The organism is Streptomyces sp. NPDC007088 (assembly GCF_042869355.1).
Classification (GTDB): Bacteria; Actinomycetota; Actinomycetes; order Streptomycetales; family Streptomycetaceae; genus Streptomyces.
Genome location: NZ_JBIAFO010000001.1, coordinates 13365 through 39430, shown reverse-complemented (window position 1 = coordinate 39430; position 26066 = coordinate 13365). Strand labels below are relative to the sequence as shown.

General features: G+C 73.1%; 24 protein-coding genes and 1 pseudogene. 13 read left to right on the top strand and 12 right to left on the bottom strand.

Annotated features, from left to right (window positions below; genetic code table 11):
- Window positions 1–111: 111 nt before the first annotated feature.
- From ACFYMP_RS00190 to ACFYMP_RS00175, 4 genes are all read right to left on the bottom strand, one after another.
- The gene (locus ACFYMP_RS00190) at window positions 112–867 is read right to left on the bottom strand and encodes an SDR family oxidoreductase (protein ID WP_388847959.1); all 756 of its coding nucleotides are present in this window, start codon (window positions 865–867) and stop codon (window positions 112–114) included.
- Between the two features lie 4 nt (window positions 868–871).
- Window positions 872–2743 (bottom strand): glycoside hydrolase family 15 protein, encoded by a 1872-nt coding sequence (locus ACFYMP_RS00185; protein WP_388847956.1) that lies wholly within the window; start codon window positions 2741–2743, stop codon window positions 872–874.
- A gap of 103 nt (window positions 2744–2846) precedes the next feature.
- The gene (locus ACFYMP_RS00180; protein WP_388847953.1) at window positions 2847–3650 is read right to left on the bottom strand and encodes an SURF1 family protein; all 804 of its coding nucleotides are present in this window, start codon (window positions 3648–3650) and stop codon (window positions 2847–2849) included.
- A 79-nt stretch (window positions 3651–3729) separates the two neighbouring features.
- A complete protein-coding gene (locus tag ACFYMP_RS00175) occupies window positions 3730–4701 on the bottom strand; it encodes a DEDDh family exonuclease (protein ID WP_388847950.1) in 972 nt (323 codons plus the stop codon).
- A gap of 165 nt (window positions 4702–4866) precedes the next feature.
- On the opposite strand from ACFYMP_RS00175, the gene ACFYMP_RS00170 reads away from it, so the two are divergent.
- The 3 genes and pseudogenes from ACFYMP_RS00170 to ACFYMP_RS00160 all read left to right on the top strand — a co-directional run bounded on the left by ACFYMP_RS00170 (window position 4867) and on the right by ACFYMP_RS00160 (window position 6993).
- On the top strand, window positions 4867–5583 hold the full coding sequence (locus ACFYMP_RS00170; RefSeq protein ID WP_388847947.1) for a VIT family protein: 717 nt from the start codon (window positions 4867–4869) through the stop codon (window positions 5581–5583).
- A 119-nt stretch (window positions 5584–5702) separates the two neighbouring features.
- Window positions 5703–5855: pseudogene (locus ACFYMP_RS00165) on the top strand (sterol desaturase family protein); the annotation flags it as partial.
- Window positions 5856–5949: 94 nt separating this feature from the next.
- Window positions 5950–6993: a zinc-dependent alcohol dehydrogenase family protein gene (locus tag ACFYMP_RS00160; protein ID WP_388847944.1), complete on the top strand. Its 1044-nt coding sequence runs from the start codon at window positions 5950–5952 to the stop codon at window positions 6991–6993.
- A 459-nt stretch (window positions 6994–7452) separates the two neighbouring features.
- On the opposite strand, the gene ACFYMP_RS00155 is transcribed toward ACFYMP_RS00160, so the two are convergent.
- Entirely contained in the window at window positions 7453–8994 is a 1542-nt protein-coding gene (locus ACFYMP_RS00155) for a S8 family serine peptidase (RefSeq protein ID WP_388847941.1), read from the bottom strand.
- Between the two features lie 422 nt (window positions 8995–9416).
- Between ACFYMP_RS00155 and ACFYMP_RS00150 the strand changes: the two genes are divergently transcribed.
- From ACFYMP_RS00150 to moaA, 3 genes are all read left to right on the top strand, one after another.
- On the top strand, window positions 9417–9785 hold the full coding sequence (locus ACFYMP_RS00150) for a DUF485 domain-containing protein (RefSeq protein WP_388847938.1): 369 nt from the start codon (window positions 9417–9419) through the stop codon (window positions 9783–9785).
- On the top strand, window positions 9782–11422 hold the full coding sequence (locus ACFYMP_RS00145; protein WP_388847935.1) for a cation acetate symporter: 1641 nt from the start codon (window positions 9782–9784) through the stop codon (window positions 11420–11422). Before ACFYMP_RS00150 ends, ACFYMP_RS00145 begins: the two co-directional genes overlap by 4 nt.
- Window positions 11423–11588: 166 nt before the next feature.
- Window positions 11589–12578: a GTP 3',8-cyclase MoaA gene (moaA, locus tag ACFYMP_RS00140; RefSeq protein ID WP_388847932.1), complete on the top strand. Its 990-nt coding sequence runs from the start codon at window positions 11589–11591 to the stop codon at window positions 12576–12578.
- Window positions 12579–12610: 32 nt separating this feature from the next.
- Here moaA and ACFYMP_RS00135 read toward each other — a convergent pair whose 3' ends face one another.
- Both ACFYMP_RS00135 and ACFYMP_RS00130 read right to left on the bottom strand, forming a co-directional pair.
- On the bottom strand, window positions 12611–12874 hold the full coding sequence (locus ACFYMP_RS00135) for a hypothetical protein (RefSeq protein WP_388847929.1): 264 nt from the start codon (window positions 12872–12874) through the stop codon (window positions 12611–12613).
- 238 nt (window positions 12875–13112) lie between these two features.
- On the bottom strand, window positions 13113–13487 hold the full coding sequence (locus ACFYMP_RS00130; protein ID WP_388847926.1) for a DUF3099 domain-containing protein: 375 nt from the start codon (window positions 13485–13487) through the stop codon (window positions 13113–13115).
- A 207-nt stretch (window positions 13488–13694) separates the two neighbouring features.
- Here ACFYMP_RS00130 and ACFYMP_RS00125 point away from each other — a divergent pair, with 207 nt between their 5' ends.
- The gene (locus ACFYMP_RS00125; RefSeq protein WP_388847923.1) at window positions 13695–13970 is read left to right on the top strand and encodes a GlsB/YeaQ/YmgE family stress response membrane protein; all 276 of its coding nucleotides are present in this window, start codon (window positions 13695–13697) and stop codon (window positions 13968–13970) included.
- A gap of 102 nt (window positions 13971–14072) precedes the next feature.
- Here ACFYMP_RS00125 and tyrS read toward each other — a convergent pair whose 3' ends face one another.
- From tyrS to ACFYMP_RS00110, 3 genes are all read right to left on the bottom strand, one after another.
- Window positions 14073–15341, bottom strand: coding sequence for a tyrosine--tRNA ligase (gene tyrS / locus ACFYMP_RS00120; RefSeq protein ID WP_388847920.1), 1269 nt, complete (start codon window positions 15339–15341; stop codon window positions 14073–14075).
- Between the two features lie 336 nt (window positions 15342–15677).
- Entirely contained in the window at window positions 15678–17087 is a 1410-nt protein-coding gene (locus tag ACFYMP_RS00115) for a metallopeptidase TldD-related protein (RefSeq protein ID WP_388847917.1), read from the bottom strand.
- 271 nt (window positions 17088–17358) lie between these two features.
- Entirely contained in the window at window positions 17359–18882 is a 1524-nt protein-coding gene (locus ACFYMP_RS00110) for a TldD/PmbA family protein (RefSeq protein WP_388847914.1), read from the bottom strand.
- 336 nt (window positions 18883–19218) lie between these two features.
- On the opposite strand from ACFYMP_RS00110, the gene fabG reads away from it, so the two are divergent.
- Both fabG and fabI read left to right on the top strand, forming a co-directional pair.
- A complete protein-coding gene (gene fabG, locus ACFYMP_RS00105) occupies window positions 19219–19938 on the top strand; it encodes a 3-oxoacyl-[acyl-carrier-protein] reductase (protein WP_388847911.1) in 720 nt (239 codons plus the stop codon).
- A 4-nt stretch (window positions 19939–19942) separates the two neighbouring features.
- On the top strand, window positions 19943–20713 hold the full coding sequence (gene fabI, locus ACFYMP_RS00100; protein ID WP_388847908.1) for an enoyl-ACP reductase FabI: 771 nt from the start codon (window positions 19943–19945) through the stop codon (window positions 20711–20713).
- A 229-nt stretch (window positions 20714–20942) separates the two neighbouring features.
- On the opposite strand, the gene ACFYMP_RS00095 is transcribed toward fabI, so the two are convergent.
- Window positions 20943–21671 carry a FadR/GntR family transcriptional regulator gene (locus tag ACFYMP_RS00095; protein WP_388847905.1) on the bottom strand — a complete coding sequence of 243 codons (729 nt, stop codon included), beginning with the start codon at window positions 21669–21671 and terminating at the stop codon, window positions 20943–20945.
- Window positions 21672–21818: 147 nt separating this feature from the next.
- Here ACFYMP_RS00095 and ACFYMP_RS00090 point away from each other — a divergent pair, with 147 nt between their 5' ends.
- From ACFYMP_RS00090 to ACFYMP_RS00075, 4 genes are all read left to right on the top strand, one after another.
- Complete coding sequence (locus ACFYMP_RS00090; protein WP_388847902.1) at window positions 21819–23171, top strand: CynX/NimT family MFS transporter; 1353 nt, start codon at window positions 21819–21821, stop codon at window positions 23169–23171.
- A 90-nt stretch (window positions 23172–23261) separates the two neighbouring features.
- Complete coding sequence (locus tag ACFYMP_RS00085) at window positions 23262–23378, top strand: SGM_5486 family transporter-associated protein (protein ID WP_363145776.1); 117 nt, start codon at window positions 23262–23264, stop codon at window positions 23376–23378.
- 230 nt (window positions 23379–23608) lie between these two features.
- A complete protein-coding gene (locus tag ACFYMP_RS00080) occupies window positions 23609–23824 on the top strand; it encodes a hypothetical protein (RefSeq protein WP_388847899.1) in 216 nt (71 codons plus the stop codon).
- A gap of 104 nt (window positions 23825–23928) precedes the next feature.
- A complete protein-coding gene (locus ACFYMP_RS00075; protein WP_388847896.1) occupies window positions 23929–24486 on the top strand; it encodes a SixA phosphatase family protein in 558 nt (185 codons plus the stop codon).
- Window positions 24487–24603: 117 nt separating this feature from the next.
- Here the strand turns inward: ACFYMP_RS00075 and serB are convergent, their stop codons facing one another.
- A complete protein-coding gene (serB, locus tag ACFYMP_RS00070; protein ID WP_388847893.1) occupies window positions 24604–25818 on the bottom strand; it encodes a phosphoserine phosphatase SerB in 1215 nt (404 codons plus the stop codon).
- Window positions 25819–26066 lie beyond the last annotated feature (248 nt).

Genomic DNA, 26066 nt, shown 5'->3' with positions numbered 1-26066 from the left:
GGGGGAGGCCGGCGCCCGGGGCTGGTGCGGCGGGGGGGGGGCGGGGGGGGGGGGGTGGGTGAGATGCAGCCGCCACCCCCCCCCCCCCCCCCTTCCCGGCCCGGTGTCCGGTCAGAAGCCGTGGCGGGCGCCGCCGTCGACGGGGACCATGACGCCCGTGACGTACGAGGCGGCCGGGGACAGCAGGAACGCGGCGGTGCGGCCGAACTCCTCCGGCGTGCCGTAGCGGCGCAGCGGAATGCTCGCGGCCGAGGACTGCCGGGTCGCCTCCGGGTCGGCGCTGCGGCCGTCCAGCTCCTTGATCCGGTCGGTGTCGATCTTCCCGGGCAGCAGGCCGAGGACCCGGATGCCGCGCGGCCCCACCTCCTGCGACAGCGACTTCGCGACCCCGGCCAGCGCCGGGCGCAGCCCGTTGGACACGGTGAGCCCGGCGATCGGCTCGTACACCGAACCGGACAGCACGAAGCCGATCACCCCGCCCTCCTCCAGTACCTCGGCGGAGCGGCGGGCCAGCCGGACCGCGCCCAGGAAGACCGAGTCGAAGGCGGAGCGCCACTGCTCGTCCTCGATGTCGGCGAAGAAGCCGGGCGCGGGGCCGCCGACGCTGATCAGGACACCGTCGAAGCGGCCGAAGCGCTCGCGTGCCGTACCGATCAGCAGATCCGCGGCCGCCGGGTCGGCGTTGTCGGCCCCCACTCCGTGGGCCCCCTCGCCGAGCGCCCCGGCGGCGGCCTCGGCCGCCGCCCGCTCCCGGCCGCTGACGACGACCTTCGCGCCCTCCGCGAGCAGGGCGCGGGCGGTGGCGTTGCCCAGGCCCCGGGTCGCCCCGGTCACGACGAAGACGCGGTCCCTCAGTCCAAGATCCATGTGCCTATCCTGCCGTCCGCGTGGTGTCCGCCTCGCGCGGGGAACCCTCCCCGGCCCCGGCGCGGGGCTCCACGTCCGGGACCGCCTCGGCACGGTGGCCCGGACTCGCCAGGGCGAGCGCCGTGCCGATCAGGCCGATGTGGCTGAACGCCTGCGGGTAGTTGCCCAGTTGACGGCCGGCTTCCGTGTCGTACTCCTCGGCGAGCAGACCGACGTCATTGGTGTACGACAGCAGCCGCTCGAACAGCTCGGTGGCCTCCTCGGTGCGGCCCACCATGTGCAGCGCGTCGGCCAGCCAGAACGAGCACACCAGGAAGGCGCCCTCCGCGCCGGGCAGCCCGTCCACCTCGCCCTCGCCCGGACTGTAGCGCAGCAGCAGCCCGCTGCTCCCGGAGCCCAGTTCGCGCCGTACCGCGTCGATCGTGCCGCTCACCCGGGGGTCGTCGGGCGGCAGGAAACCCGAGCGGGGGATGAGCAGCAGCGCGGCGTCCAGCTCCTGGGAGCCGTAGGACTGGGTGAAGGTGTTGCGCTCGGCGTCGTACCCCCGCTCGCACACCTCGCGGTGGATCTCGTCCCGCATCCGCCGCCAGCGCTCCACCTCGCCCTCAAGCCGGGGATTGGCCTCCAGGGAGCGCACCGTGCGGTCGGCGGCCACCCAGGCCATGACCTTGGAGTGGACGAACTGGCGGCGCGGTCCGCGCACCTCCCACAGCCCCTCGTCGGGCTCGCGCCACGCGCCCTCCAGGAACTCCATCAGGGCGAGCTGGAGCTGCCAGGCGTGCTTCTTCGCGTGCAGACCGGCGCGTTCGGCCAGGTGCAGGGAGTCGATGACCTCGCCGTACACGTCGAGCTGGAGCTGGTGCGCGGCGTCGTTGCCGATGCGGACCGGGGCGGAGTTCTCGTACCCGCTCAGCCAGGGCAGCTCGTACTCGGGGATACGGCGCTCACCGGCGAGGCCGTACATGATCTGGAGGGTCGAGGGGTCCCCGGCCACCGCGCGCAGCAGCCAGTCGCGCCAGGCCCGCGCCTCGCCGAGGAAACCGGCCGAGATCATCGCGCCGAGGGCGAGGGTGGAGTCCCGCAGCCAGCAGTAGCGGTAGTCCCAGTTGCGCACCCCGCCCAGGGACTCGGGCAGCGAGGTGGTGGCCGCCGCGACGATCCCGCCGGTCGGCGCGTACGTGAGCGCCTTGAGGGTGATCAGGGAGCGGACCACCTGCTCGCGGTAGGGGCCCTCGTAGCGGCACTGCGCCGCCCAGGCCCGCCAGTCCGCGACGCTGTCCTCCAGCGCCTGGTACGGGTCGATGAGCCGGGGGTGCTTCTTGTGCGAGGGATACCACGTGAGGACGAAGGCGACCTTCTCCCCGGCCTTCAGCTCGAACTCGGAGTGGGTGCTGAACTTCTCGCCCCAGCTCTTCACCTCGGGCTCGCTGCGCAGCCACACGGCGTCCGGCCCGGCGACCGCCACCCGGTGCCCGTCGACCTTGCGCATCCACGGGACGACGGCGCCGTAGTCGAAGCGCAGCCGCAGGGTGCTGTGGATCGTCGCCTCCCCGGACAGGCACTCGACGATCCGGACCACGTCCGGCGCCTTGTCCCGCTGCGGCATGAAGTCGGTGACGCGCACCGTGCCGCGTTCGCTCTCCCACACGGAGTCCAGGACGAGCGAGTCGCGGCGGTAGGCGCGGTGCGTGCAGTCGCCGCCGTCCTTGGGGGCCAGGGTCCAGTGCCCGTTCTCGTGATCGCCGACCAGGGCGGAGAAACAGGCCGCCGAGTCGAAGCGGGGCAGGCAGAGCCAGTCCATCGAGCCGTTGCGCCCGACCAGCGCCGCGGTCTGATGGTCCCCGATGATCGCGTAGTCCTCGATGCGTTCAGCCACGGGATGCGCGTTCCCGCCGATCGGCCCCGCCAATCGGCGCGAGCCGCCAAAAGGCCGCACGTCACACCCGGTCCCGCTCGGGCCGGGCCGCCGCGGGGGCCGGTCAGACCGTGACGGGCCGCTGCGCCCCGGACTCCTCCTCGGCGGCGCCCTCGGCGAGGGCCGCCGCGCGGTCCCTGCGCTCACGGCGCGCCAGGATGCACCAGCCGACCGGGACGGCCGCCGAGAAGATCCACCACTGCACGGCGTACGCCATGTGCGGGCCGATGTCGCTGTGATCGGGTTCGGGGATCAGTTCGGGGGAGTCGTGCGCCGGCTTCGGGGCGATCTGCTCGACGTAGCCGCCCAGCACCTCCTTGCCCAGGCGGTGCGCCTCCTGGCGGCTGTTGATCAGCATGACCTGCCGCTCCGGCAAATCCCTGAGGTCCTTGATACCGCTGGCCGCCGTCGTCTCGTCGGACATGAGCCGGCCGGTGACGGTGACCTCGCCGCGACGTGGGGCGGGGATCTTCGGGAACTCGGTCTGCGCGCCGTTCGCCGGGATCCAGCCCCGGTTCACCAGCAGGACCCTGCCGTCCCTCAGCACCAGCGGGGTCAGCACGTGGAAGCCGATCTGCTCGGCGTCGTTGGTCCTGCGCCGCACCACCACCTCGTGGGCGGTGTCGAAGACGCCGGTCGCCGAGACCCGGTGCCACACGTCGCCCCGGGGGATGTCGTGGCCCGGGGCGGTCAGCCGCTCCACCGGGACCGGCCGCGCCTCCACCGCCCGGGAGATGCGCTCGTTCTGCGCCACCTTGTGCTCGTGGCGATGCAGCTGCCAGAACCCCAGCTCGACCATCACAGGGATCAGTACGACGGCGACCAGGGTGATGATCAGCCACTGCCAGGACAACAGGAAGCGGTACACCCCATGAAGGTACAACTCGCCCCTTCGCGTCACGGCGGGAGGGGGCCCGCCGTGACGGACGGCGGGCCCCCTTACGCCGTCAGGACGGATCGGCGGGGGCCACGTCCCGCAGGAGCTGCCCGAAGGCTGCCTCGTCGATCACCGGCGTACCGAACTGCCGCGCCTTCGCCGTCTTCGAGGTGCCCGAGCCGGGATCGTTGGTCACGAGCAGACTGGTGAGCCGCGACACACTGCTCGCTACGTGCAGACCCGCCTCCGTGGCCCGGTCCTCCAGCAGCTCCCGCTCGATCGAGGTGTCCCCGGAGAACGCCACCCGCATCCCCTGTTTGAGCGGTTTGTCCACCTCGTACCGGCCCGGGTTCGGGTACGGGCACGGCGGGCGCTTGCGCGAGGGGCGCCAGCTGCCCTGCCCGTAGGAGGACTGACGCCCGATCGTGGGACGGACGGGGGCGTCGGACCACTCGGTCAGCGGGCGGCACTCCAGCAGCGGCAGCCGCACCCCCTCGCGCGCCGCCGCGCGCAGGCTCGGCCGGAACGCCTCCGCGAGCACCCGGGCGTCGTCCAGGGCGTGGTGCGCCTGACGCTGCACGACCCCGAAGTGGGCGGCCAGCGACTCCAGCTTGTGGTTGGGCAGCGGCAGCGCCAGCTCCTTGGACAGCGCGATGGTGCACAGCCGCTGGCGCACCGGCGCCTGCCGCTGGGCCCGCGCGTACTCCCGGGCCAGCATCGACCAGTCGAAGACCGCGTTGTGCGCGACCAGGACCCGGCCCTCCAGCCGCGCCGACAACTCGGCGGCGATCTCCGCGAACAGCGGGGCGCCCTCCAGGACATCACTCGTGAGCCCGTGTATCCACACCGGCCCCGGATCGCGCTCCGGGTTGACCAGCGTGTACCAGTGGTCCTCCACCTCGCCGCGCGCGTCGAGCCGGTAGACGGCGGCGGAGACGATGCGGTCGTCACGGGCCAGACCGGTGGTCTCCACGTCGACGACCGCGTACCCCGGGGGGTACGCGGTCGGCCAGGGGCCACGGGTCGTACGGTCTTCGAGCATGGTCCATGAGGATACGGGCCCGCACCGACAGCCGGTGCTCCCCCCGGGGTCCCGCGCCGCTTCCCCGAGGTGACGGGCGCTCGGCGGCGGCCGGTGATCCGGCACGTCGGCGGTGCGCGGCGCGAAATCGGGGCGCCGGGCACCGCCGGGTGAGACAGTCGCCCGATGAGCGATCAGCCCCCGGTGCACGAGGAACATCACGGCGGCACCCTCGCGGGGCGGCTCAACTGGCTGCGGGCCGCCGTGCTCGGCGCCAACGACGGCGTGGTCTCCACCGCCGGGCTCGTCGTCGGGGTGGCCGGGGCCACCGCCCAGCGCGGCACCCTGCTCACCGCCGGGCTCGCCGGACTGCTCGCCGGATCGATGTCGATGGCGGCGGGGGAGTACGTGTCCGTCAGCACCCAGCGGGACGCCGAGAAGGCGGCGCTGGCCACCGAGAGCCGGGAGCTGCGGGAGCGGCCCGAGGAGGAACTCGCGGAACTCGCCCGCCTGCTGGAGGGCCGGGGGCTCAGCCCCGAGGTCGCGCGGGACGCCGCACGGCAGCTCACCGAACGCGACGCGCTGCGCGCCCACGCCGACGTCGAACTCGGTATCGACCCGGACGAACTGACCAACCCCTGGCACGCCGCCTGGGCCAGCTTCCTGTCCTTCACGGTGGGGGCCCTGCTCCCGCTGCTCGCGATCGTGCTCCCGCCCGCCGGGGTGCGGCTTCCGCTCACAGTCGGCTCGGTGCTCGCGGCCCTCGTGTTCACCGGGTGGAGCAGCGCGCGTCTGGGAGCGGCCCCCGCCCGCCCCGCCGTCCTGCGCAACGTCGCCGGCGGGGCGCTCGCGATGGCCGTGACGTACGCGACGGGGGCGCTGCTCGGGGCGGCTGGGGTGTAGAGCGGGGCCCCGTCGTGCCTCTGGAGCAACTCCTCCGACGGATACGGTACTTACCGCTGGTAATACTCGTCGGTCACGATCTCTTCTCAGGGGGCGCTCCGCCGTCCTGCCGTGCCCTCATGCCGAACCTGCCCGATGTCGTGCTGTGGTCCGTCCCCGCCCTCGTCCTGCGCACCGTCATCGAGATGATCACCGTTCGGCTCCACCCCGACGAGGACGACGCGGGGTACGAGACCAAGGGCGCCGCGACCAGCGTCACGACGGGGCTCGGGCGCGGTGCGGGCCGGCTCTCGCGTACCGTGAAAAACGTACGCACATCTGATCCACCGCCCCCGCCGGCGGTACGCACCGCCGAGGAACCGTCCCATGCGCGCCACCACCATCCACGCCCCCTACGACCTGCGCGTCGAGGACGTGCCCGACCCGCGGGTCCAGTCGCCGGCCGACGCCGTGGTGCGGGTGCTGCGCGCGTGCGTGTGCGGCAGCGACCTGTGGGCCTACCGCGGCGAGTCCGCCCGCCACCCCGGTCAGCGGATCGGCCATGAGTTCCTCGGCGTGGTCGAGGAGACCGGCGCCGGGACCACCCGTTTCCGGCGCGGCGACCTCGTCGTCGCCCCCTTCGTGTGGTCGGACGGCGTGTGCGACTACTGCCGCGAGGGGCTCACCACCTCCTGTGCGCACGGCGGAATCTGGGGGCAGGCCGGCCACGACGGCGGCCAGGGCGAGGCCGTCCGGGTGCCCTTCGCCGACGCGACCCTCGTCGCCCTGCCCCGCGAGGCGGCCGGCGACCCCGCGCTCCTGTCCGCGCTGCTGACCCTCTCCGACGTCCTGGGCACCGGCCACCACGCGGCCCTCGGCGCGGGCGCCCGCCCCGGCGCCACGGTCGCCGTCGTCGGGGACGGGGCGGTCGGCCTGTGCGGGGTGCTCACCGCGAAGCGGCTGGGCGCCGAACGGATCATCGCGCTCGGCCGGCACACCGCCCGCACCGACATCGCCCGGCGCTTCGGCGCGACCGACGTGGTCGCCGAACGCGGGGAGGCCGCGGTCGCCGCCGTCCGTGAACTCACCAAGGGCCAGGGCGCGCACGGCGTCATCGAGGCCGTCGGTACCGAGCAGTCGATGCGCACCGCCGTCGACATCACCCGGGACGGCGGCTCCATCGGCTACGTCGGCGTCCCGCACGGCTCCGGCTCCGGGCTCGACCTGAGCACCATGTTCAACCGCAACATCGCGCTGCGCGGCGGCGTCGCCCCCGTCCGCACCTACATTCCCGAACTGCTCACCGACATCCTCGACGGACGGATCGACCCCTCGCCCGTCTTCGACCGCGCCGTCCCCCTCGACGAGGTCCCCGAGGGCTACCGCGCCATGGACGAGCGCACCGCCCTCAAGGTCCTCGTCACCACGTGAGCCCGCTGACCACCTGACCGGCGGCGCGGCGGGGCGGTCAGCGCGGCCAGAGAGCCTCGTGTGTCCCGGTGGGCGCCGAGGCGCGCGCCCGTCGACGGGACCGCCCGCGAACTCCACAGCGGGCCTGGCCGCCGGCCAGCAGCCACGCCGCGGTCCTGGCGAGCGTCACCCGCACCAGCCGCGCCCCCCACGCGCAGACCTGGGCGACCACGAGGCCCGGACGGCGACCGGCGAGCCCGTCCGGGGTCAGCCCAAGTGCCAGGCTCGGGGAAGAGGCGGACACGAGAAGGGGCCGTACGCGGACCCGGAGATCCCCGTACGGCCCCTGAACCCGGCCGGCGCCACTTGGGCCGCCACCCGAGCCGGCCGGGTGCCGCCTCAGCCGGCCGGTGCCGTCAGCGGCTCACCGGCCGCGGTGGTCCACCGGCCGCGGCGGTCCACCGGCCGCCCGCCGCGCCGTCACTTGGTCACGGCGTCCAGCGCGTCGGCGATGCCCTCGCCGTAGAAACCGTTCTTCTTCTTGCCGCCCTCGCACACCGCGTCCACCTCGCCGTCCCCGTCGATGTCGTACGGGTCGGTGCACGCCTTGTCGTCGGCGCCCGCGTACAGCAGCGCCTTGACCAGAGCGGCCGGGGCGTGCGGGTGACGGGACTTGATGAGCGCCGCGACCCCCGCGACGTGCGGGGAGGCCATCGACGTACCGGCCATGTAGCCGTAGCCGCCGCCGGGCAGCGTGCCCAGGATCAGTCCGCTCGTGGCGGGCGGGGCGGGCGTCTGGTAGACGGTCGAGTCGCCGCCGGGGGCCGCGATGTCGATGACCCCGTCGCCGTGGTTGGAGAAGGAGGACTTGATGCCCTTGGCACCGGTCGAGGCGACCGTCACCACACCCGGCAACTGCGTCGGGATGTCGAAGCACTTGGACGGGTCCACGACCCGGTCGCCGGGCGTCGAGTCGTTCGGGCTCGACGGGTCGGTGATGCTGTCGGAGGCCAGGTCGTAGTTCTCGTTGCCCGCCGCCGCGACGTTGACCGTGCCCTTCAGCTCCGCGTACCGCGTGGCCCGGGTGAGCGCCTCGACCAGCGCCTTCTGGTCCGGGTCGTCCTTGCAGTTGAAGTACCACGGGTCGGTGTAGTAGCTGTTGTTGGTGACGTCGACCCCGTGCTCGGCGGCCCACACGAACCCGCACACCACGGCCTCGGTGTAGAAGAAGCCGTCCGGCGTCGACACCTTGATGCCGGAGACCTTGACGCCCGGGGCGACCCCCGTCATACCGATGCCGTTCTTCGCGGCGGCTATCTCGCCGGCGACGTGCGTGCCGTGCGGGCTCTCCGCCGCGCTCGGCCGCCACGCCCCCTCGGAGGTGTCGGCCTTGCCGCCCACGCAGTTGACGGAGGCCGCGCGGTCGAAGTTGGGCGCGATGTCGGGGTGCGTGTCGTCCACCCCGGTGTCGATCACGCCGACCGTGACCTTGCTGCTGCCCAGGTACTTCTCGTGCGCCTTGTCCGCCTTGATGGCGGGCAGGTCCCACTGGAGCGGCTCCAGCGGGTCCTGAGCGCCCTCGGCCCTGAGCGCGGCGGCCTCGGCCTGCGCCCCGCTGAGCTTCACCGGAGCGCCCAGGTCGGTGGTGGACTGGGCGGACAGCGGGGCGGTACGCGTCGCGCCCGCGCTCTGCACCCCGATCACCTTGCGCACGCGAGGCGCGAAGTCCGCCTTCGAGGAGTGCGCGACGACCACCCCTATCTTGTCGTACGCGGCCACGACGGAACCGCCCGCGCGGGTCACCGCCTGCTTGATGTACGCGCTGTCGGCGAGGCCCGGCAACACGTTGACGACGTAGCTCATCGGTGTGCCGTCCGCGGCCTGGGAGGCGGAAGTCGTCGCCGGGGAACCGGCCCCAGCGGCCGAGGCCGCTGTGGCGGGCACCACGGCGAGAGCGGCGGCGACGGCGAGTCCCACGGGGATCGCGAGCGTGCGCCGGGAGCGGACGAAAGGCACCGTCATGGGGTCTCCAGTTCGGGTACAGGCGTCTACACGGAGTGCTGTGCGGGTGTCGTGAAGCCCCCACAAGGAAGGCGGCTGCGCACCGGGAGCCGTCAACACACCGGTCCGGGAAGGAAATTCGGACAGGTACATGACCCTCGGCAAAGTGAAGCTATCCCGCTCGTCCGTGGCCAGCAACGATTTCCCAAAATCCGGTGCCCACAAAAATCCGTCGCGTTGAACCGGGTCGCGCGCGCGACCGTGCCGTTGTGCAGGGGGCAGCGGAACCAGTCCCCCGCGGTGCGCGTGCCCGCGCCCCGTCCGCGCGTCCACGCGGCGGGCCGGGCGGGCGCACCGCATGCCGAGAAGGCCGAAGAGAAAACACCATGTCGCACACGCCCCCCTTGTCAGAACCACGCGTTCCCGCACCGCGAGGAGACTCCGTGGCCACCGAAGCACCGGAGCCGGCGTCCACCGGCCCGCAGACCAAGGCCGGCACACCGACGTCCGACCAGTTCCTCCAGACGCAACAGAGCGAGGAGTTCGGCGCCCTGCGCCGCTCGCACCGCTCCTTCGCCTTTCCGCTGACCGTGGCCTTCGTCCTCTGGTACCTGCTGTACGTCCTGCTGTCGAACTACGCCGGCGGGTTCATGGGCACCAAGGTCGTCGGCAACATCAACGTCGCCCTCGTCCTCGGCCTCGGCCAGTTCCTCACCACCTTCCTCATCGCCTGGTGGTACTCCCGCCACGCCGCTACCAAGCTCGACCCCAAGGCGCAGGCGATCAAGTCCCGCTTGGAGGACCAGGCATGAGCCACCCGATCACCCTGGCCGCCGGCCTGCCGCTGGCCGCCGAGGGCGCCAGCGACCACCGCGGCCTCATCATCACGCTGTTCTCGGTCTTCGTCGCCGCGACCCTCGTCATCACCGTGTGGGCCGGTCGCCAGACCCGCGACGCCGCCGACTTCTACGCGGGCGGACGCCAGTTCACCGGTTTCCAGAACGGCCTCGCGGTCTCCGGCGACTACATGTCGGCCGCGTCCTTCCTCGGCATCGCGGGCGCCATCGCCCTGTTCGGCTACGACGGCTTCCTGTACTCCATCGGCTTCCTCGTGGCCTGGCTCGTCGCCCTGCTCCTGGTCGCCGAACCCCTGCGCAACTCGGGCCGCTACACGATGGGTGACGTCCTCGCCTACCGCATGCGCCAGCGCCCGGTGCGCACGGCGGCCGGCGCCTCCACGATCGTCGTGTCGATCTTCTACCTGCTCGCGCAGATGGCCGGTGCCGGTGTCCTCGTGTCGCTGCTGCTGGGCATCACGAGCGACGGCGGCAAGATCGCGATCGTCGCGCTCGTCGGCCTCCTGATGATCGTGTACGTCACCATCGGCGGGATGAAGGGCACGACCTGGGTCCAGATGGTCAAGGCCGTCCTGCTCATCGTCGGCACCCTGCTGATCACCGTACTGATCCTGTGGAAGTTCCACTTCAACGTCTCCGAACTCCTCGGCAAGGCCGCGGAGAACAGCGGGAAGGGCTCGGCCTTCCTGGAGCCGGGGCTCAAGTACGGGGCCACCCCGACCTCGAAGCTGGACTTCCTCTCGCTCGGCATCGCCCTCGTCCTGGGCACCGCCGGGCTGCCGCACATCCTGATCCGCTTCTACACCGTGCCCACCGCCAAGGCCGCCCGGAAGTCGGTCAACTGGGCCATCGGCATCATCGGTGCCTTCTACCTCATGACCATCGTGCTCGGCTTCGGCGCCGCGGCCCTGCTCAAGCCCAAGGAGATCACCGACTCCAACCCGGCGGGCAACACGGCCGCCCCGCTGGCCGCCCTGGAGATCGGCGGCGGCTCCGGGTCCACCGGCGGCGCGGTCCTGCTCGCGGTGATCTCGGCGGTGGCCTTCGCGACCATCCTCGCCGTGGTCGCGGGCCTCACCCTCGCCTCCTCCTCGTCGTTCGCGCACGACATCTACGCCAACGTCATCCGCAAGGGCAAGGCCACCGACAAGGAGGAGGTGCGCGCCGCCCGCTGGGCGACCGTCGCCATCGGCATCGTCTCCATCGGCCTCGGCGCCCTCGCGCGCGACCTCAACGTGGCCGGCCTCGTCGCCCTCGCCTTCGCGGTCGCCGCCTCCGCGAACCTCCCCACGATCCTCTACAGCCTGTTCTGGAAGCGCTTCACCACCCAGGGCGCCCTGTGGTCGATCTACGGCGGCCTCGCCTCCTCGGTCCTGCTCGTGCTGTTCTCCCCGGTGGTCTCCTCCAAGCCGTCCTCGATGTTCCCGGACGTCGACTTCGCGTGGTTCCCGCTGGAGAACCCGGGACTCATCTCCATCCCGCTCGGCTTCCTGCTGGGCTGGCTCGGCACGCTGCTCTCCAAGGAGGAGCCGGACGTGCGCAAGTACGCCGAGCTGGAGGTCCGCTCCCTCACCGGGACCGGAGCGCACTGATCCCACGCCCCCGGCCCCTCGACGGCCGTGTCACGGACTCCCCGGAGCCCTCCGCGACACGGCCGTCGCGCCGCCCGGACGGCACCGGCCCCACGCCCCGGCCGGGCACCTCACGTACGCTCGGAGGTCGCGGCAGTCCCCGCCGCCCCACGGGAGAGGAGGCCACATGCTCGTCGACACCTATGGCCGGGTGGCCACCGACCTGCGGGTCTCACTGACCGACCGCTGCAACCTGCGCTGCACCTACTGCATGCCCGAGGAAGGGCTCCAGTGGCTCGGCAAGCCCGAGTTGCTGACCGACGAGGAGATCGTCCGGCTCGTCGGGATCGCCGTGACCCGCCTGGGCGTCACCGAGGTCCGCTTCACCGGAGGAGAGCCGCTGCTGCGCCGCGGCCTGGTCGACCTCGTACGGCGGTGTGCCGCGCTCGCGCCGCGCCCCCGGCTGTCGCTCACCACCAACGGCATCGGCCTCGCCCGCACCGCCGGGGCGCTGGCCGAGGCCGGCCTCGACCGGGTCAACGTCTCGCTCGACACCCTGCGTCCCGAGGTCTTCAAGACCCTCACCCGCCGCGACCGGCACCAGGACGTCCTCGACGGGCTCGCCGCCGCCCACGCGGCCGGACTCACCCCCGTCAAGGTCAACACGGTCCTCATGCCGGGGCTCAACGAGGACGAGGCGCCCGAACTGCTCGCCTGGGCCCTCGCCGAGGGCTACGAGCTGCGCTTCATCGAGCAGATGCCGCTCGACGCCCAGCACGGCTGGACCCGCGAGGGCATGATCACCGCGGGGGACGTCCTCGCCTCCCTGCGCACCCGCTTCCGGCTCAGCCCCGAGGGCGACCGGGAGCGCGGCTCCGCGCCCGCCGAGCGCTGGCTCGTGGACGGCGGACCGGGCCGGGTCGGCGTGATCGGCTCCGTCACCCGCCCCTTCTGCGCCGCCTGCGACCGCACCCGGCTCACCGCCGACGGACAGGTCCGCACCTGCCTGTTCGCCACCGAGGAGAGCGACCTGCGCTCCGCACTGCGCTCGGGGGCCGACGACGAGGAGATCGCCCGACGCTGGCGGCTCGCGATGTGGGGCAAGAAGGCGGGCTCGGGCCTCGACGACCCGGCCTTCCTCCAGCCCACCCGGCCGATGTCCGCGATCGGGGGCTGAACCCGCCCCCGCGCGAACAGGCCGAAAAGCGACTACTCGTGCTCCGCCCGCCACCGCGCGAGCGGTACGACGTCCTTGAGGAAGCCGCGCACGCTCAGGAACTGACCGAGCGACTCCCGGTGCGCCCCGCAGGCCAGCCACGTCTTGCGCCGCTCAGGCGTGTGCAGCTTCGGGTTGTTCCAGGCCAGCACCCAGCCGGCGGGCTCCCGGCACCCCTTGGCGGAACAGGTCAAGACGTCCTGGTCGCCGCCGTTCTGGCTGCTGCTGTCCTCGCTGCTGCGGTCTTCGCTACTCATGGGGCTGCGCACGGCTTCCGGTAAGGAGGGGGCGGGGGGCGACAAGGGAGGGAGAGGGGCGAAAAAAAACGACGCCGAGCAGCCACGGGGGGAGCTGCCCGGCGTCGGTCCTTCGCTCCGACGGGGGATGCGGAGCGTGCGAAAAGTATGTCACGCGGCAACGCTCCCGGTGCACCCGGAGAACATGATTGGCTGACGATGTGCGGTCGGCGCGCCCCGTGGGGCCCGCCCGCGACACTCAGCCGGAGCGCTCGGTCCGCTCCGCCCGCCCGGCGTCCGGCGCCTTCGCGGCGGGTTGCGGCGCGGCCGGCGTCACGGTGCCCTCCAGCGCGGGACGCACCGGGGCCGGCACATAGGTGCGCGGCAACGAAGGCGCGTTCTCCCGCCCCGCGTTGGCGATGACGACCGCGACGTAGGGCAGGAAGGTCCCCACGACGAGCGCCACGATCGCCACGTAGCGCTCGACGTTCCACAGCGTCATGGCCGCGATCACCGAGGCGGTACGCACGAGCATCGAGATCACGTAACGGCGCTGCCTGCCCCGTACGTCCTCCTGAAGCCCGGCGCGCGCCCCCGTGATCCGGAAGACCCCGTCCTCACTGTGCTTCCGCATCCCGTCCCACCATCCCTCGACGAACCGTTCTCACGGTACGCCGCGACGCTCCTCCACAGGAGACCGGGGCGCCCCGCGGCCGGACCGGCCCGAATCCGCCGTCCGCCGTACGGAGTACCCCCACAGGCGCCGTACGCCGGACGGGCGCAGAGTGGGCGGGGAACGGTGCCCGCTGGCGCGGGACGAGGCGGACGAAGGAGAGTGACCATGGGCTGGTTGTGGGCGATCATCGTCGGCTTCGTGCTCGGATTCATCGCGAAAGCGATCATTCCCGGCAAACAGCACAGTCCGCTCTGGCTGGTCGTCCTCCTGGGCACCATCGGCGGGCTGGTCGGCAACGCCATCGCGTCCGCGTTCGGCGTGCGCTACACGCACGGCATCGACTGGAGCCGGCACGTCTTCCAGGTCGTCGCCGCCGTCGTCCTCGTCGCCGTCGGCGAGTCCGTGTACAAGGCGGTCAAGGGCAGGCCCGTGGAGCGCTGAGCGCGGGGCCCCACCGCGCCGGGCGGCCCCGGCGCGGCGGTGCCCCGCACGCGGGAGGGCCGGCCCGGGACATCCCGGGCCGGCCCTCCCGCGTGCGGGCGCTCAGCCCGCCGCGACCTCCACGGCCGCGAGGTTCCTCTTGCCGCGCCGCAGCACCAGCCACCGCCCGTGCAGCAGCTGCCCCGGCTCGGGCACGGCGTCCTCGGAGGCGACCTTCACGTTGTTGACGTAGGCGCCGCCCTCCTTCACGGTGCGCCGCGCGGCCGACTTGCTCGCCACCAGGCCCGTCCGCGCCAGCAGGTCCACCACGGGAGGCAGCTCGGTGACGGTGGCGTGCGGCAGCTCCGACAGCGCCGCCGACAGCGTCGCCTCGTCCAGCTCCGCCAGGTCGCCCTGACCGAACAGCGCCTTCGACGCGGCGATCACGGCGGCGCACTGCCCGGCGCCGTGCACGAGGGTCGTCAGCTCCTCGGCCAGGGCCCGCTGCGCGGCCCTGGCCTGCGGACGCTCGGCGGTGACCGCCTCCAGCTCCTCCAGCTCGGCCCGCGAGCGGAAGCTCAGGATGCGCAGGTAGCGCGAGATGTCGCGGTCGTCGACGTTCAGCCAGAACTGGTAGAAGGCGTACGGCGTCGTCATCGACGCGTCCAGCCACACCGCGCCGGACTCGCTCTTGCCGAACTTCGTGCCGTCGGCCTTCGTCATGAGCGGGGTGGCGAGCGCGTGCACCGTCGCCTCCGGCTCCAGGCGGTGGATCAGGTCGATCCCCGCCGTCAGGTTGCCCCACTGGTCGCTGCCGCCCTGCTGGAGCACGCACCCGTAACGGCGGTACAGCTCCAGGAAGTCCATGCCCTGGAGCAACTGGTAGCTGAACTCGGTGTACGAGATGCCCTGCTCCGACTCCAGGCGCCGGGCCACCGACTCCTTGGTCAGCATCTTGTTGACCCGGAAGTGCTTGCCGATGTCGCGCAGGAACTCGATCGCCGAGAGACCCGCGGTCCAGTCCAGGTTGTTGACCATGGTCGCCGCGTTCGGGCCCTCGAAGTCGAGGAAGGGCTCGATCTGCCCGCGCAGCCTGGTCACCCACTCCGCGATCGTCGCCGGGTCGTTCAGCGTGCGCTCGGCGGTGGGCCGCGGGTCACCGATCTGCCCGGTGGCCCCGCCGACCAGCGCGAGGGGCCGGTGACCGGCCTGCTGGAGCCGGCGCACGGTGAGCACCTGGACGAGGTGGCCGACGTGCAGGGAGGCGGCGGTCGGGTCGAATCCGCAATAGAACGTGACCGGACCGTTCGCCAGAGCCTTGCGCAAGGCGTCCTCGTCGGTGGACTGGGCGAACAGCCCGCGCCACTTCAGGTCGTCGACGATGTCCGTCACGGTCGTAAGTCTCCTCGGATGAAGTGCTGCGTGTGCTCCGGCCAGTGTATGGCCGCCCCGGGACCCGCTCCGAACGGTTATGCGCGCCCCAAGGCGCCCGGCGCGTCGCGCCCCGGGTCGCGACGGCCGGCACGGCCGCAACCCGGCCTCCGGGACTCCACGCCGCGTCGCCCGAACGCCCCCACAGCGCCCCGCCGAACGAGCCCTCCCACCTGTCCGGGGCGGGGGGAGACAGGTCCGAGACGCTCCGGCGCCTCGTGACGCACCGCACCGCCCCGCCCCGACCGCCCCGCCCTGACCGCACCGCCCGCCCGGCCCCGATCCGCCGGCGAGCGCCTAGACCCCCTGGCTCACCGAACTCATGTGGAAATCCGGCACCCGCAGCGGCGGCATCGCGGCCCGCGTGAACCAGTCGCTCCACTCGCGCGGCAGGGTCCGCTCGGTACGCCCCGCCTCCACGGCGCGGGCCAGCAGGTCCACCGGGGACTCGTTGAACCGGAAGTTGTTCACCTCACCGACCACCTCACCGCCCTCGACCAGATACACCCCGTCCCGGGTCAGGCCGGTCAGCAGCAGCGTCGCCGGGTCCACCTCGCGGATGTACCACAACGAGGTCAGCAGCAGCCCGCGCCCGGTGGCCGCGGCCATCTCCGCGAGCGAGCGGTCGCCCCCGCCCTCCAGCAGCAGGTTCGAGACCGCCGGGGCCACCGGCAGCCCGGTCAGCTCCGCGCTGTGCCGGGTCGTCGAGAGCCGGTGCAGCACCCCGTCCCTGATCCAGTCCGTCGGCCCGAGCGGCAGACCGTTGTCGAACACCGAGGCGTCGTCCCCCGAGGCGTGCGCCACCAGGAAGGGCGGTGCCTGGAGACCGGGCGCCCCGGGGTCGGAGCGCAGGGTCAGCGGCAGCGCCGACAGCCGCTCGCCCAGCCGCGTACCGCCGCCCGGCCGGGAGTACACGGTGCGGCCCTCGACCGCGTCCCGGCCCGTGGAGGACCACAGCAGGTAGATCAGCAGGTCCGCCACGGCGGTCGGCGGCAGCAGCGTCTCGTAGCGGCCCGCCGGCAGCTCCACCTTGCGCCGCGCCCACTCCAGCCGGGGCGCCAGCTCCGCGTCCAGCTCCCGGGGGTCGACGTCCGTGAAGTCCCGCGTGGAGCGGCCCGCCCAGGCCGAGCGCACCCCGTCGGGCGACTTCGCGTTCAGCTCCAGCGTCCCCGAGGGCTGGTCGTGCCGCAGCCGCACGCCCGTCGAGGTCCCCAGATAGGTCGAGGTCATCCCGTGGTACGCGTACCCGTACAGCTCCCGGCCCCCGGCGCGGGCCTGCCCGAAGGTCTCGCCGAGCGCCGGGGCGAAGTGCTCGAACACCTTCGAGGAGGTCTCGGCCGGCGCCTCCTCGAATCCGGCGCCGTACCGGTCCCGCGCGACCTGCGCGGGGGTCAGCAGGGGCCGGGCGTCCTCCGCGGGCCCCGCCGCCCGCGCCGCGGCCTCCGCCTCGCGCACCAGCGACTCCAGATCCGCCTCGGCGGCCCCGGAGCGGCTGACGACCCCGGAGGCGACCCCGTCGGCCCCGTCGACCGTGGCGACGACGGTCACGGTGCGGCCCCGTGTCACTCCGTTCGTCGTGAGCGCGCCGCGGGCCCACCGCAGGTTCGCCGAGGACCGCTCCTCGGCGATCACGACACAGCCGTCCGCCCTGGACAGCTCCAGCGCCCGTTCGACGAGCCGCGAGGGCCTGCCCGCGCGCGGGCTCACCGGCGGGCCTCCCGGCCCCGCACCACACCGCGACCTCCGCGCGCGGTGACGAGCGGCGGGCCCCCCGCCGGCGACGCGTCCCAGCCCGAGCCGTGTTCCATCGTCCAGCCTCGATCCCTGTTCGCACCTGTGCCACCGGCCCCGGCGGACGACGCCCGCGCACCGGCCCCGTGACGTCCGGCCGCCACCCGCCCAGGGGCGAGCGCTCCCGGGGTGACGGTAGAGGAGATCCGGGGGCGAGGGGGAGTGGCGGGGGCGCCACGGCCCCTGGTCACCCCTGCCGCCCGGTGTTCAGGATGTTCACCCCGCGAAACAGCGCGGTCGGGCACCCGTGGGAGACCGAGGCCACCTGCCCCGGCTGGCCCTTCCCGCAGTTGAAGGCGCCGCCCAGGACGTAGGTCTGCGGGCCGCCCACCTTCTCCAGGGAGCGCCAGAAGGACGGGGTGGTGCCCTGGTAGGCCACATCGCGCAGCTGCCCGGCCAGCCGGCCCTTCTCGACGCGGTAGAAGCGCTGACCGGTGAACTGGAAGTTGTAGCGCTGCTGGTCGATCGACCACGAGCGGTCCCCGACCACGTAGACGCCGCGGTCCACCCCGCCGATCAGGTCCTCGGTGGACAGCCCGCCCGGGTCCGGCCGCAGGGACACGTTCGCCATGCGCTGCACCGGGACATGCGCGGGACTGTCCGCGTACGCACAGCCGTTGGAACGCTCGAAACCGCTCAACCGCGCTGTCCCGCGGTCCAGTTGATACCCGACAAGAGTGCCCTCGCGTACGAGGTCCCAGGACTGCGCGGCCACCCCCTCGTCGTCCCACCCCACCGTCGCCAGACCGTGCTCCGCCGTGCGGTCCCCCGTCACGTGCATGAGTTCGGAGCCGTACCTGAGCGTCCCGAGCCGGTCGAAGGTCGCGAAGGAGGTGCCCGCGTACGCCGCCTCGTAGCCCAGCGCCCGGTCCAGCTCGGTCGCGTGCCCGACCGACTCGTGGATCGTCAGCCACAGGTTCGACGGGTCCACCACCAAGTCGTACTGCCCCGCCCGCACGCTGGGCGCGCGCATCTTCTCGGCCAGCAGCTCCGGGATGCGCTCCAGCTCCCCGGCCCAGTCCCAGCCCGTCCCCCGCAGGTACTCCCAGCCGCGGCCGACCGGGGGCGCGAGCGTGCGCATCGAGTCGAACTCGCCCGTCGTACGGTCCACCGCGACCGCCGTGAGCTGCGGATGCAGCCGCACCCGCTGCTGCGTCGTGACGGTGCCCGCCGTGTCCGCGTAGAACTTGTTCTCCCGTACACACGTCAGCCCGGCGTCCACGTGCGCGACCCCGTCGGCCGCGAGCAGACCCGCGCTCCACTCTGCGAGCAGCGCCGTCCGCTCCCGCTCCGGCACCTCGAAGGGATCAGTCTCGTACGAGGAGACCCACACGCCCTCGTGCACGGGCTCCGGCGCCAGCTCGACCCGCTCCCGCTCGCCGGCCGGGCCCGAGGCCGCGGCGATTCGCGCCGAGAGCCTCGCCATCTCCACGGCCCGCGAGGCGACCCGTGCCGCGGCGTCCATGCTCAGATCGACCCCTGAGGCGAAACCCCAGGCCCCGCCGTGCACGACCCGCACCGCGTACCCCAGGTCCGTCGTGTCGAGGGACGTGGACGGCCGCGCGTCCCGCAGCCGCAGGACCGCGTCGCGTACCCGCTCCAGCCGGAAGTCGGCGTGCTGCGCCCCGAGCGCCCGCGCCCGTGCGAGTGCCGCGTCGGCCAGCGCCCGCAGCGGCAGAGCGAGAAACGATGGGTCGACCTCGTGGGCCACGGCGCCCCTCCCCGTCCAGGAACCTCGGTGACTTCGACCGCCGCCGGGGGACCGTCCAGCGGCCGGACCCCGGCCCCCGCAGTGAACCACGTCCGGCACCGGGCCGGACGGCGAACCGCCCCCGGGCGCCCGGCGGCCGGACGGCCCACGCCCTCCCGGGCGGCGCCCACTGTGGGAACCCGACAGACCGGCGCCCGAGGCCCTGTCGGGGGCCGATTCGGTGCGCGACGCCCGTTACCGATAGTTTCTGACCGGAAGTATCCGCAGTACCCGGCCGTCGCGCAGCCACTGTCACTGTGCGGACCGCTGCAACAAGCGCTATCGAAGGGGTGACCCGTGAGCCGCTCGGTTCTCGTCACTGGAGGAAACCGGGGGATCGGCCTCGCCATCGCCCGGACGTTCGCGGACGCGGGCGACAAGGTCGCGATCACCTACCGCTCGGGCGAACCCCCCGCGAGCCTCACGGAGCTGGGCGTCCTCCCGGTGAAGTGCGACATCACCGACGCCGAGCAGGTCGAGCAGGCGTACAAGGAGATCGAGGAGCGGCACGGTCCCGTGGAGGTGCTGGTGTGCAACGCCGGCGTCACCAAGGACCAGTTGCTGATGCGGATGTCGGAGGAGGACTTCACCTCCGTCCTCGACACCAACCTCACCGGGACCTTCCGCATGGTCAAGCGGGCCAACCGCGCCATGCTGCGCGCCCGCAAGGGCCGGGTCGTCCTCATCTCCTCGGTCGTCGGACTGCTCGGTTCGGCGGGACAGGCCAACTACGCCGCCTCCAAGGCGGGACTGGTCGGCTTCGCGCGTTCCCTCGCCCGCGAACTGGGCTCACGCAACCTCACGTTCAACGTCGTCGCGCCCGGCTTCGTCGACACCGACATGACGAAGGTGCTCACCGAGGAGCAGCGCGCCTCCATCGTGTCGCAGGTGCCGCTGGGCCGTTACGCGCAGCCGGAGGAGATCGCCGCGACGGTGCGGTTCCTCGCCTCCGACGACGCCTCGTACATCACTGGAGCCGTCATCCCGGTTGACGGCGGATTGGGCATGGGTCACTGATCACATGAGTGGAATCCTCGCCGGCAAGCGCATTCTCGTCACAGGCGTCCTCACCGAGGGCTCCATCGCCTTCCACGCGGCCAAGGTCGCGCAGGAGGAGGGCGCGGAGGTCGTCCTCACCGGCTTCGGCCGGCTCTCCCTGGTCGAGCGCATCTCCAAGCGGCTGCCCAAGCCCGCCCCGGTCATCGAACTGGACGTGACCGACGACGAGCACCTGGCGGCCCTCGCCGGCCGCATCCAGGAGCACTTCGGGGACGACGGGCACCTCGACGGCATCGTGCACTCGATCGCCTTCGGGCCGCAGGCCGCCTTCAACTTCCTGGAAGCCGGCTGGGACGACGTCGCGACGGCCGTGCACGTCTCCGCGTACTCCCTCAAATCGCTCACCATGGCCTGCCTGCCGCTCATGGAGCGCGGCGGATCGGTCGTCGGCCTGACCTTCGACGCGACCATCGCCTGGCCCAAGTACGACTGGATGGGCGTCGCCAAGGCCGCGCTGGAGTCGACCAACCGCTACCTGGCCCGCGACCTCGGCGGCAGGAACATCCGCTGCAACCTCATCTCCGCCGGGCCCATCAAGTCGATGGCCGCGCGGTCCATCCCGGGCTTCGAGCAGCTCTCCACCGTGTGGGACACCCGCGCCCCGATCGGCTGGGACATGGCCGACCCGGAGCCGGCCGGCCGCGGCGTCGTCGCCCTGCTGTCCGACTTCTTCCCCCGCACCACCGGCGAGATCGTCCACGTCGACGGCGGCGTGCACATGATGGGCGCCTGAGGCACCCGCCCCGCGCGCCACGTCCGTGGCGCACCCACGGTGACGCCCCGTCCCCGCTCCGGCGGGGCGGGGCGTCCCGCGCTCCCGCCGGACGCGGACCCGGGACCGGCCCGCTCCGAGGCGGCGGCCTCACCGGGCCGCGCGCCTCACGTGTCCAGGGGCCTGTCCGCCCCCTGCCGTCGTCGCGCGCAGGGCGGCCGCGCGGCGGAGGGGCACGGCCGGACAGGTCCTAGCGGGCCCGCGCCCGGTCCCGCACCGCCGCCTCCCGTACGGAGCGGTCCCCCTCGCCGAGGAGGCCGGGCCGGCACATGTACGGGATGCCGCCCGCCTCGTTCGCGGCGGCCTCCCCGTCGCCGTCCGCGATGGCCCGCGCGAGACCGCGGTGGTCGAGGTTGCCGGCCGGGTCCATCTCGCCGACGTCCTCGCGCAGCCAGTCCCGCAGCACCTCGTTCAGGTCGGCGTACACCTCGGTGATCACCGTGTTGTGGGAGGCCGCCACGACCGCCATGTGGAAGGTCGAGTCCGCCAGGACGAACCCCTCCGCGTCACCCGCCGCCCACGCCTCGTCCCGCCGGGTCAGCGTCGTCTCGAAGAGCGTGAGGTCCTTCTCGGTACGGCGGCCCGCCGCGAGCCGGGCCGCCGTCGACTCCAGCGCCGCGCGCAGCTCCGCGATGTCCCGGGGGTCGGCCGAGGCGAAACGGCGCTGCATCACCCCGGCCAGCTCACTCGTCGCCACGACGTACGTGCCCGAGCCCTGCCGGATGTCCAGGAGCCCGTTGTGCGCGAGGGCGCGCACGGCCTCCCGCACCGTGTTGCGCGCCACGCCCAGCCGCTCGACCAGCTCGGGCTCCGTCGGGATGCGCGAGCCGACCGGCCACTCGCCCGAGGAGATCTGGGACCGCAGGGTCGCGATGACCTGCTCGGACAGAGCGGAGCGGCGAGGGGAAGACAGGGGCATGACCGTCCTTGGGAGAGGAGGTGCGGACTGCGGCGGGGGTGGCCGCCGGGGGGCGGGGGTGGTGGTGCGGGCGTGACCAGTATCGCCCCCGTGCCGAACCGTCATCGACTGGACAACCAATCATCCCATGATTCTATGATGGTGCCCATGCCACTTGAGGAATCCCCTACGACGACCCCGCCCGCCAGGACCGAGCAGCGCGAGCACGAGCGCGCGCGGCACACCGAGCCCCCCGCCGGCTCCTCCGGCGCGGCGGCCGCCCCGGCCACCCGCTGGGTCTTCGTCCTCATGGCGGCCGGCATCGTCCTCGCCGCGCTCAACCTCCGGCCCGCCGTCACGAGCCTCGGCCCGCTCCTGGAGGACGTACGCGACGGCCTCGGCATGAACGGTGCCCTGGCCGGACTGCTGACCTCGGTGCCCTCGTTCTGCTTCGCCGTCTTCGGCGTGCTCGCCCCCCGGCTCTCCCGGCGTTTCGGCGCGAGCAGCGTCGTGCTGGCCGGCATGCTCGCGATCACCGCCGGGCTGATCATCCGCCCCTACGTCGGCAACACGGCCCTGTTCCTCGTGGCCACCGCGCTGACCCTGGCCGGGATCGCCGTCAGCAACGTCCTGATGCCGGTCATCGTCAAACGCTGGTTCCCCGAGCGGGTCGGCAGCATGACCGGGCTCTACTCGATGGCCCTGGCCGCGGGCACCTCGCTGGCCGCCGCGGTCACGGTGCCGGTGACCCACGCGGTCGGCGGCTGGCAGAACGGCCTCGCGGTGTGGGCCACCCTCGGCGCGCTCGCCCTGGTGCCCTGGGCCCTGCTCATCCGGCACGGCAACGCGCACGAGCGGCGGCAGGAACAGGCGGCCGCCGCGCTCGCCGCCACGCGCCCCAGCGGCCCCGACCCGCTGTCCGGACTCCGGATCACCCGCAGCCGTACGGCCTGGGCGCTCGCCGTCTTCTTCGGGCTCCAGGCCACCGCCGCCTACATCACGATGGGCTGGATGCCGCAGATCTTCCGCGACGCGGGCGTGTCCGCGGGGACCTCCGGTCTCCTGCTGGCCGTCACCATGGCGCTGGGCATCCCGCTCGCCTTCGTCATCCCGCGCGTCTCGCTGCGCCTGCCGCAGCAGGGACCCGTCGTGGTCGCCCTCGGTGTCTGCGGACTGCTCGGTTACGCCGGGCTGTGGATCGCCCCGGCGGGCGGCGCCTGGGCCTGGGCGGTGCTGCTGGGCGTCTCCAACTGCGCCTTCCCGCTCGCCCTCACCATGGTCGGGCTGCGCGCCAGGACCGGTCCGGGCGTGGTCAAGCTCTCCGCCTTCGCGCAGAGCACCGGCTACCTCATCTCGATTCCGGGACCGCTGCTCGTCGGCGTGCTCAACGAGCACAGCGGCGGCTGGGACCTGCCCATCGGCTTCATGATCTGCCTCATGATCCCGCAGATCGTCATGGGCGTCCTCGCCGGCCGCAAGCGCACCATCGAGGACGAACACCTCGCGCGGGGCGCGGCCTGACCCGGCGCCGCGCACCGGGGGCCCTGGGGGAAGCCGCGCCGGGCTCCCCCCAGGAGCGGCGCTCCGGGCAAAGGGTGCGAGACTGACCTCATGCCTGTGCTCGACCCGAACCCCCAGAACGGCCAGAAGAAGCTGCTGCTCGTGCTCGGCGCGATGCTGGCCATCACCGTCGTGATCGGGATCATCGCGACGATCGCCTCCCCGTGACCGGGGGCGGGGCCGCGCCGACGACTTCCTCCCGGCCCGCCTCCACCGCCTGTGAGCCGGGGTTTCCCCCTCCGTGGTAGGGCTGGCCCCCGTAACCCCTAGGGGGCGGAGTTCAGGGTCGAGTGGGTGGAAAACCCGGTGGGCCCGCGGGCCGTGCCGCCGTAGATTCGAGGGGTGCCGGAGCCCACCGGCGCTCCTCGTAAGCCGGCACCCGATCCGCGGAGGCGGTCATGGTCACCCGTTCCCCCGTCCGGTCCGCCCCGGCGGCGGGACCCGCGCGCACCCGCCTGCCGTGGTGGGCCCTCGCGCTGCCCACCCTCGCCTTCCTCAGCCTGCTCCTGCTGATCCTGCACCCCGCTCACGCCCAGGCCACCTCCACCGAGGCCTCCGCGCTGGGCGCGCTGTTCGACCGGATCGGCGGGCTCCTGGCCCGGGTGTCCGGCTAGCGTCCCGGCGGGGCAGCGCCGCCGTGCCACGGCCCGTCACCCCTGCGGGGAGCAGTCCACAACTCCCAGCGACGGTCAGCCCCTTTCGTGGCAAGCTGGGGCACATGAGCGCCGCAGTGTCCTTTGGGGGGACGTCCACCCCCGGTTCCGCAGAAAACCACCGGCTCGTCGTTCTGCGCCACGCCAAGGCGGACTGGCCGGAGGTCTCCGACCACGAGCGTCCACTGGCCGAGCGCGGCAGGACGGAGGCCCCCGCCGCCGGCCGCCGGCTGGCGGACCTCGGCATCACCCCCGACCTCGCCCTGTGCTCCACCGCCGTACGCACCAGAGAGACCTGGAAGCTCGCGGTGGGGGAGCTGCCGCACCGGCCACGCACCGTCTACGAGGAGCGGATCTACGAGGCGTCCCCGGGAGAACTCGTGGCCCTGCTCAACGAGGTGCCCGAGGAGACCGGCACGGTCCTGCTCGTCGGGCACAACCCCGGAGTGCAGGCCCTCGCCCAGATCCTCGCAGGCCGGTCCGAGGGCGACAGCGCGAGCGCACTCGCGCGCCGGGGCTTCTCGACCGCGGCCTTCGCCGTCCTGACCTTCACCGGGCCGTGGAAGTCCCTCGAACCGCAGAGCGCCACCCTCACCGGCTACTGGGCCCCGCACGAGGACTGATCCGGCGGCCCCGTCAACCCTCCGGGGGCCGGGGCCGGCCGGCGTCTCCCGCCCGGCCGGGCCCCGCCCCGTCCCGCTCCTCGCGCGGGCGCCACCTCTTCCGGCGCCCCGCGGGTCTCAGTCCGCGACGCCGTCCGCCGCCTCGACCTCTTCCCGGCTGATGCCCAGGAGGTACAGCACCGTGTCGAGGAAAGGCACGTTCACCGCCGTGTGCGCGGCCTCCCGGACGACGGGCTTGGCGTTGAAGGCGACACCCAGACCGGCCGCGTTGAGCATGTCCAGATCGTTGGCCCCGTCCCCGATGGCCACCGTCTGCGCGAGCGGAACCCCGGCCTGCTCGGCGAAACGCCGCAGCAGCCGCGCCTTACCCGCCCGGTCCACGATCTCGCCCGTCACCTTCCCGGTGAAGCGGCCGTCGACGATCTCCAGCGTGTTGGCCTGCGCGAAGTCCAGCCCCAGCCGTTCCCTGAGATCGTCCGTGACCTGGGTGAAGCCCCCCGAGACCACCCCCACCTGATAGCCGAGCCGCTTGAGGGTACGGATCAGGGTCCGGGCCCCCGGCGTCAGCCGCACCTCCTCGCGCACCTTGTCGATCACCGAGGCGTCCAGTCCGGCCAGCAGCGCGACCCGCGCGTGCAGTGACTGCGCGAAGTCCAGCTCACCGCGCATCGCGGCCGCCGTCACCTCGGCGACCTCGTCGGCGCAGCCGGCGTGCGCGGCGAACAGCTCGATGACCTCGTCCTGGATGAGCGTCGAGTCCACGTCCATGACGACGAGCCGCTGCGCCCGCCGCTGGAGCCCGGAGGCCACGACCGCGATGTCCACCCCGAGCGCCGCGGCCTCGGGGGCGAGCAGCGAGCGCAGCGAGTCGGCGGGCGCCCCGGACACGGCGAACTCGACAGCCGTCACGGGGTACTTGGCGAGCCGGAACACCCGGTCGATATTGCCGCCCGTCCCGGTGATCCGGGCCGCGATGGCGGCCGTCGACCGCGCGGTCAGCGGATTGCCGAGCACCGTCACATGGGAGCGGCCGGTACCGCGGGGCCGGTTGTCGCCCGTACCGGAGATGATCTCGGCCTGGAGCCCGAGGGACTCCGCCCAGCCGTGCACCGTCGCCCGCAGTTCGCCCGCGGGCGCTGTGGCGGGTTCCGTCACCAGGGCGCACAGCACGATGCGTCCCCGGGTCACGACCTGTTCGATGTCGACCACGTCGACCTCGTAGGCGGCGAGGGTCTCGAAGAGACCGGCGGTGAGTCCGGGCCGGTCCTTCCCGAAGATCTTGACGAGAAGCGTCGGGGCGGCGGAGGTCTCAGCTGGCTGCGATGCGCTCATGGTGCTCCTACCGTATCCGGCGCCCGCGCGGCGGAGGACCGGTGTCCCGCAGGGCGGACACGGCCCCCGCGCCGCGCCGGAACGCGGGCCCGGCCGGTTCGCCGGGCGGCGGTCCGGGGCCTGGCAAGACGGCGCGCGGGAACGGTACGGACTCGTCATCCTGGGCGGCTTTCGGTCAGGGCCCGGAGCCTGAAATAGTTCATCCGATGTTCGACATCCCAACGACCCCCAACACGGGGCGCTATATC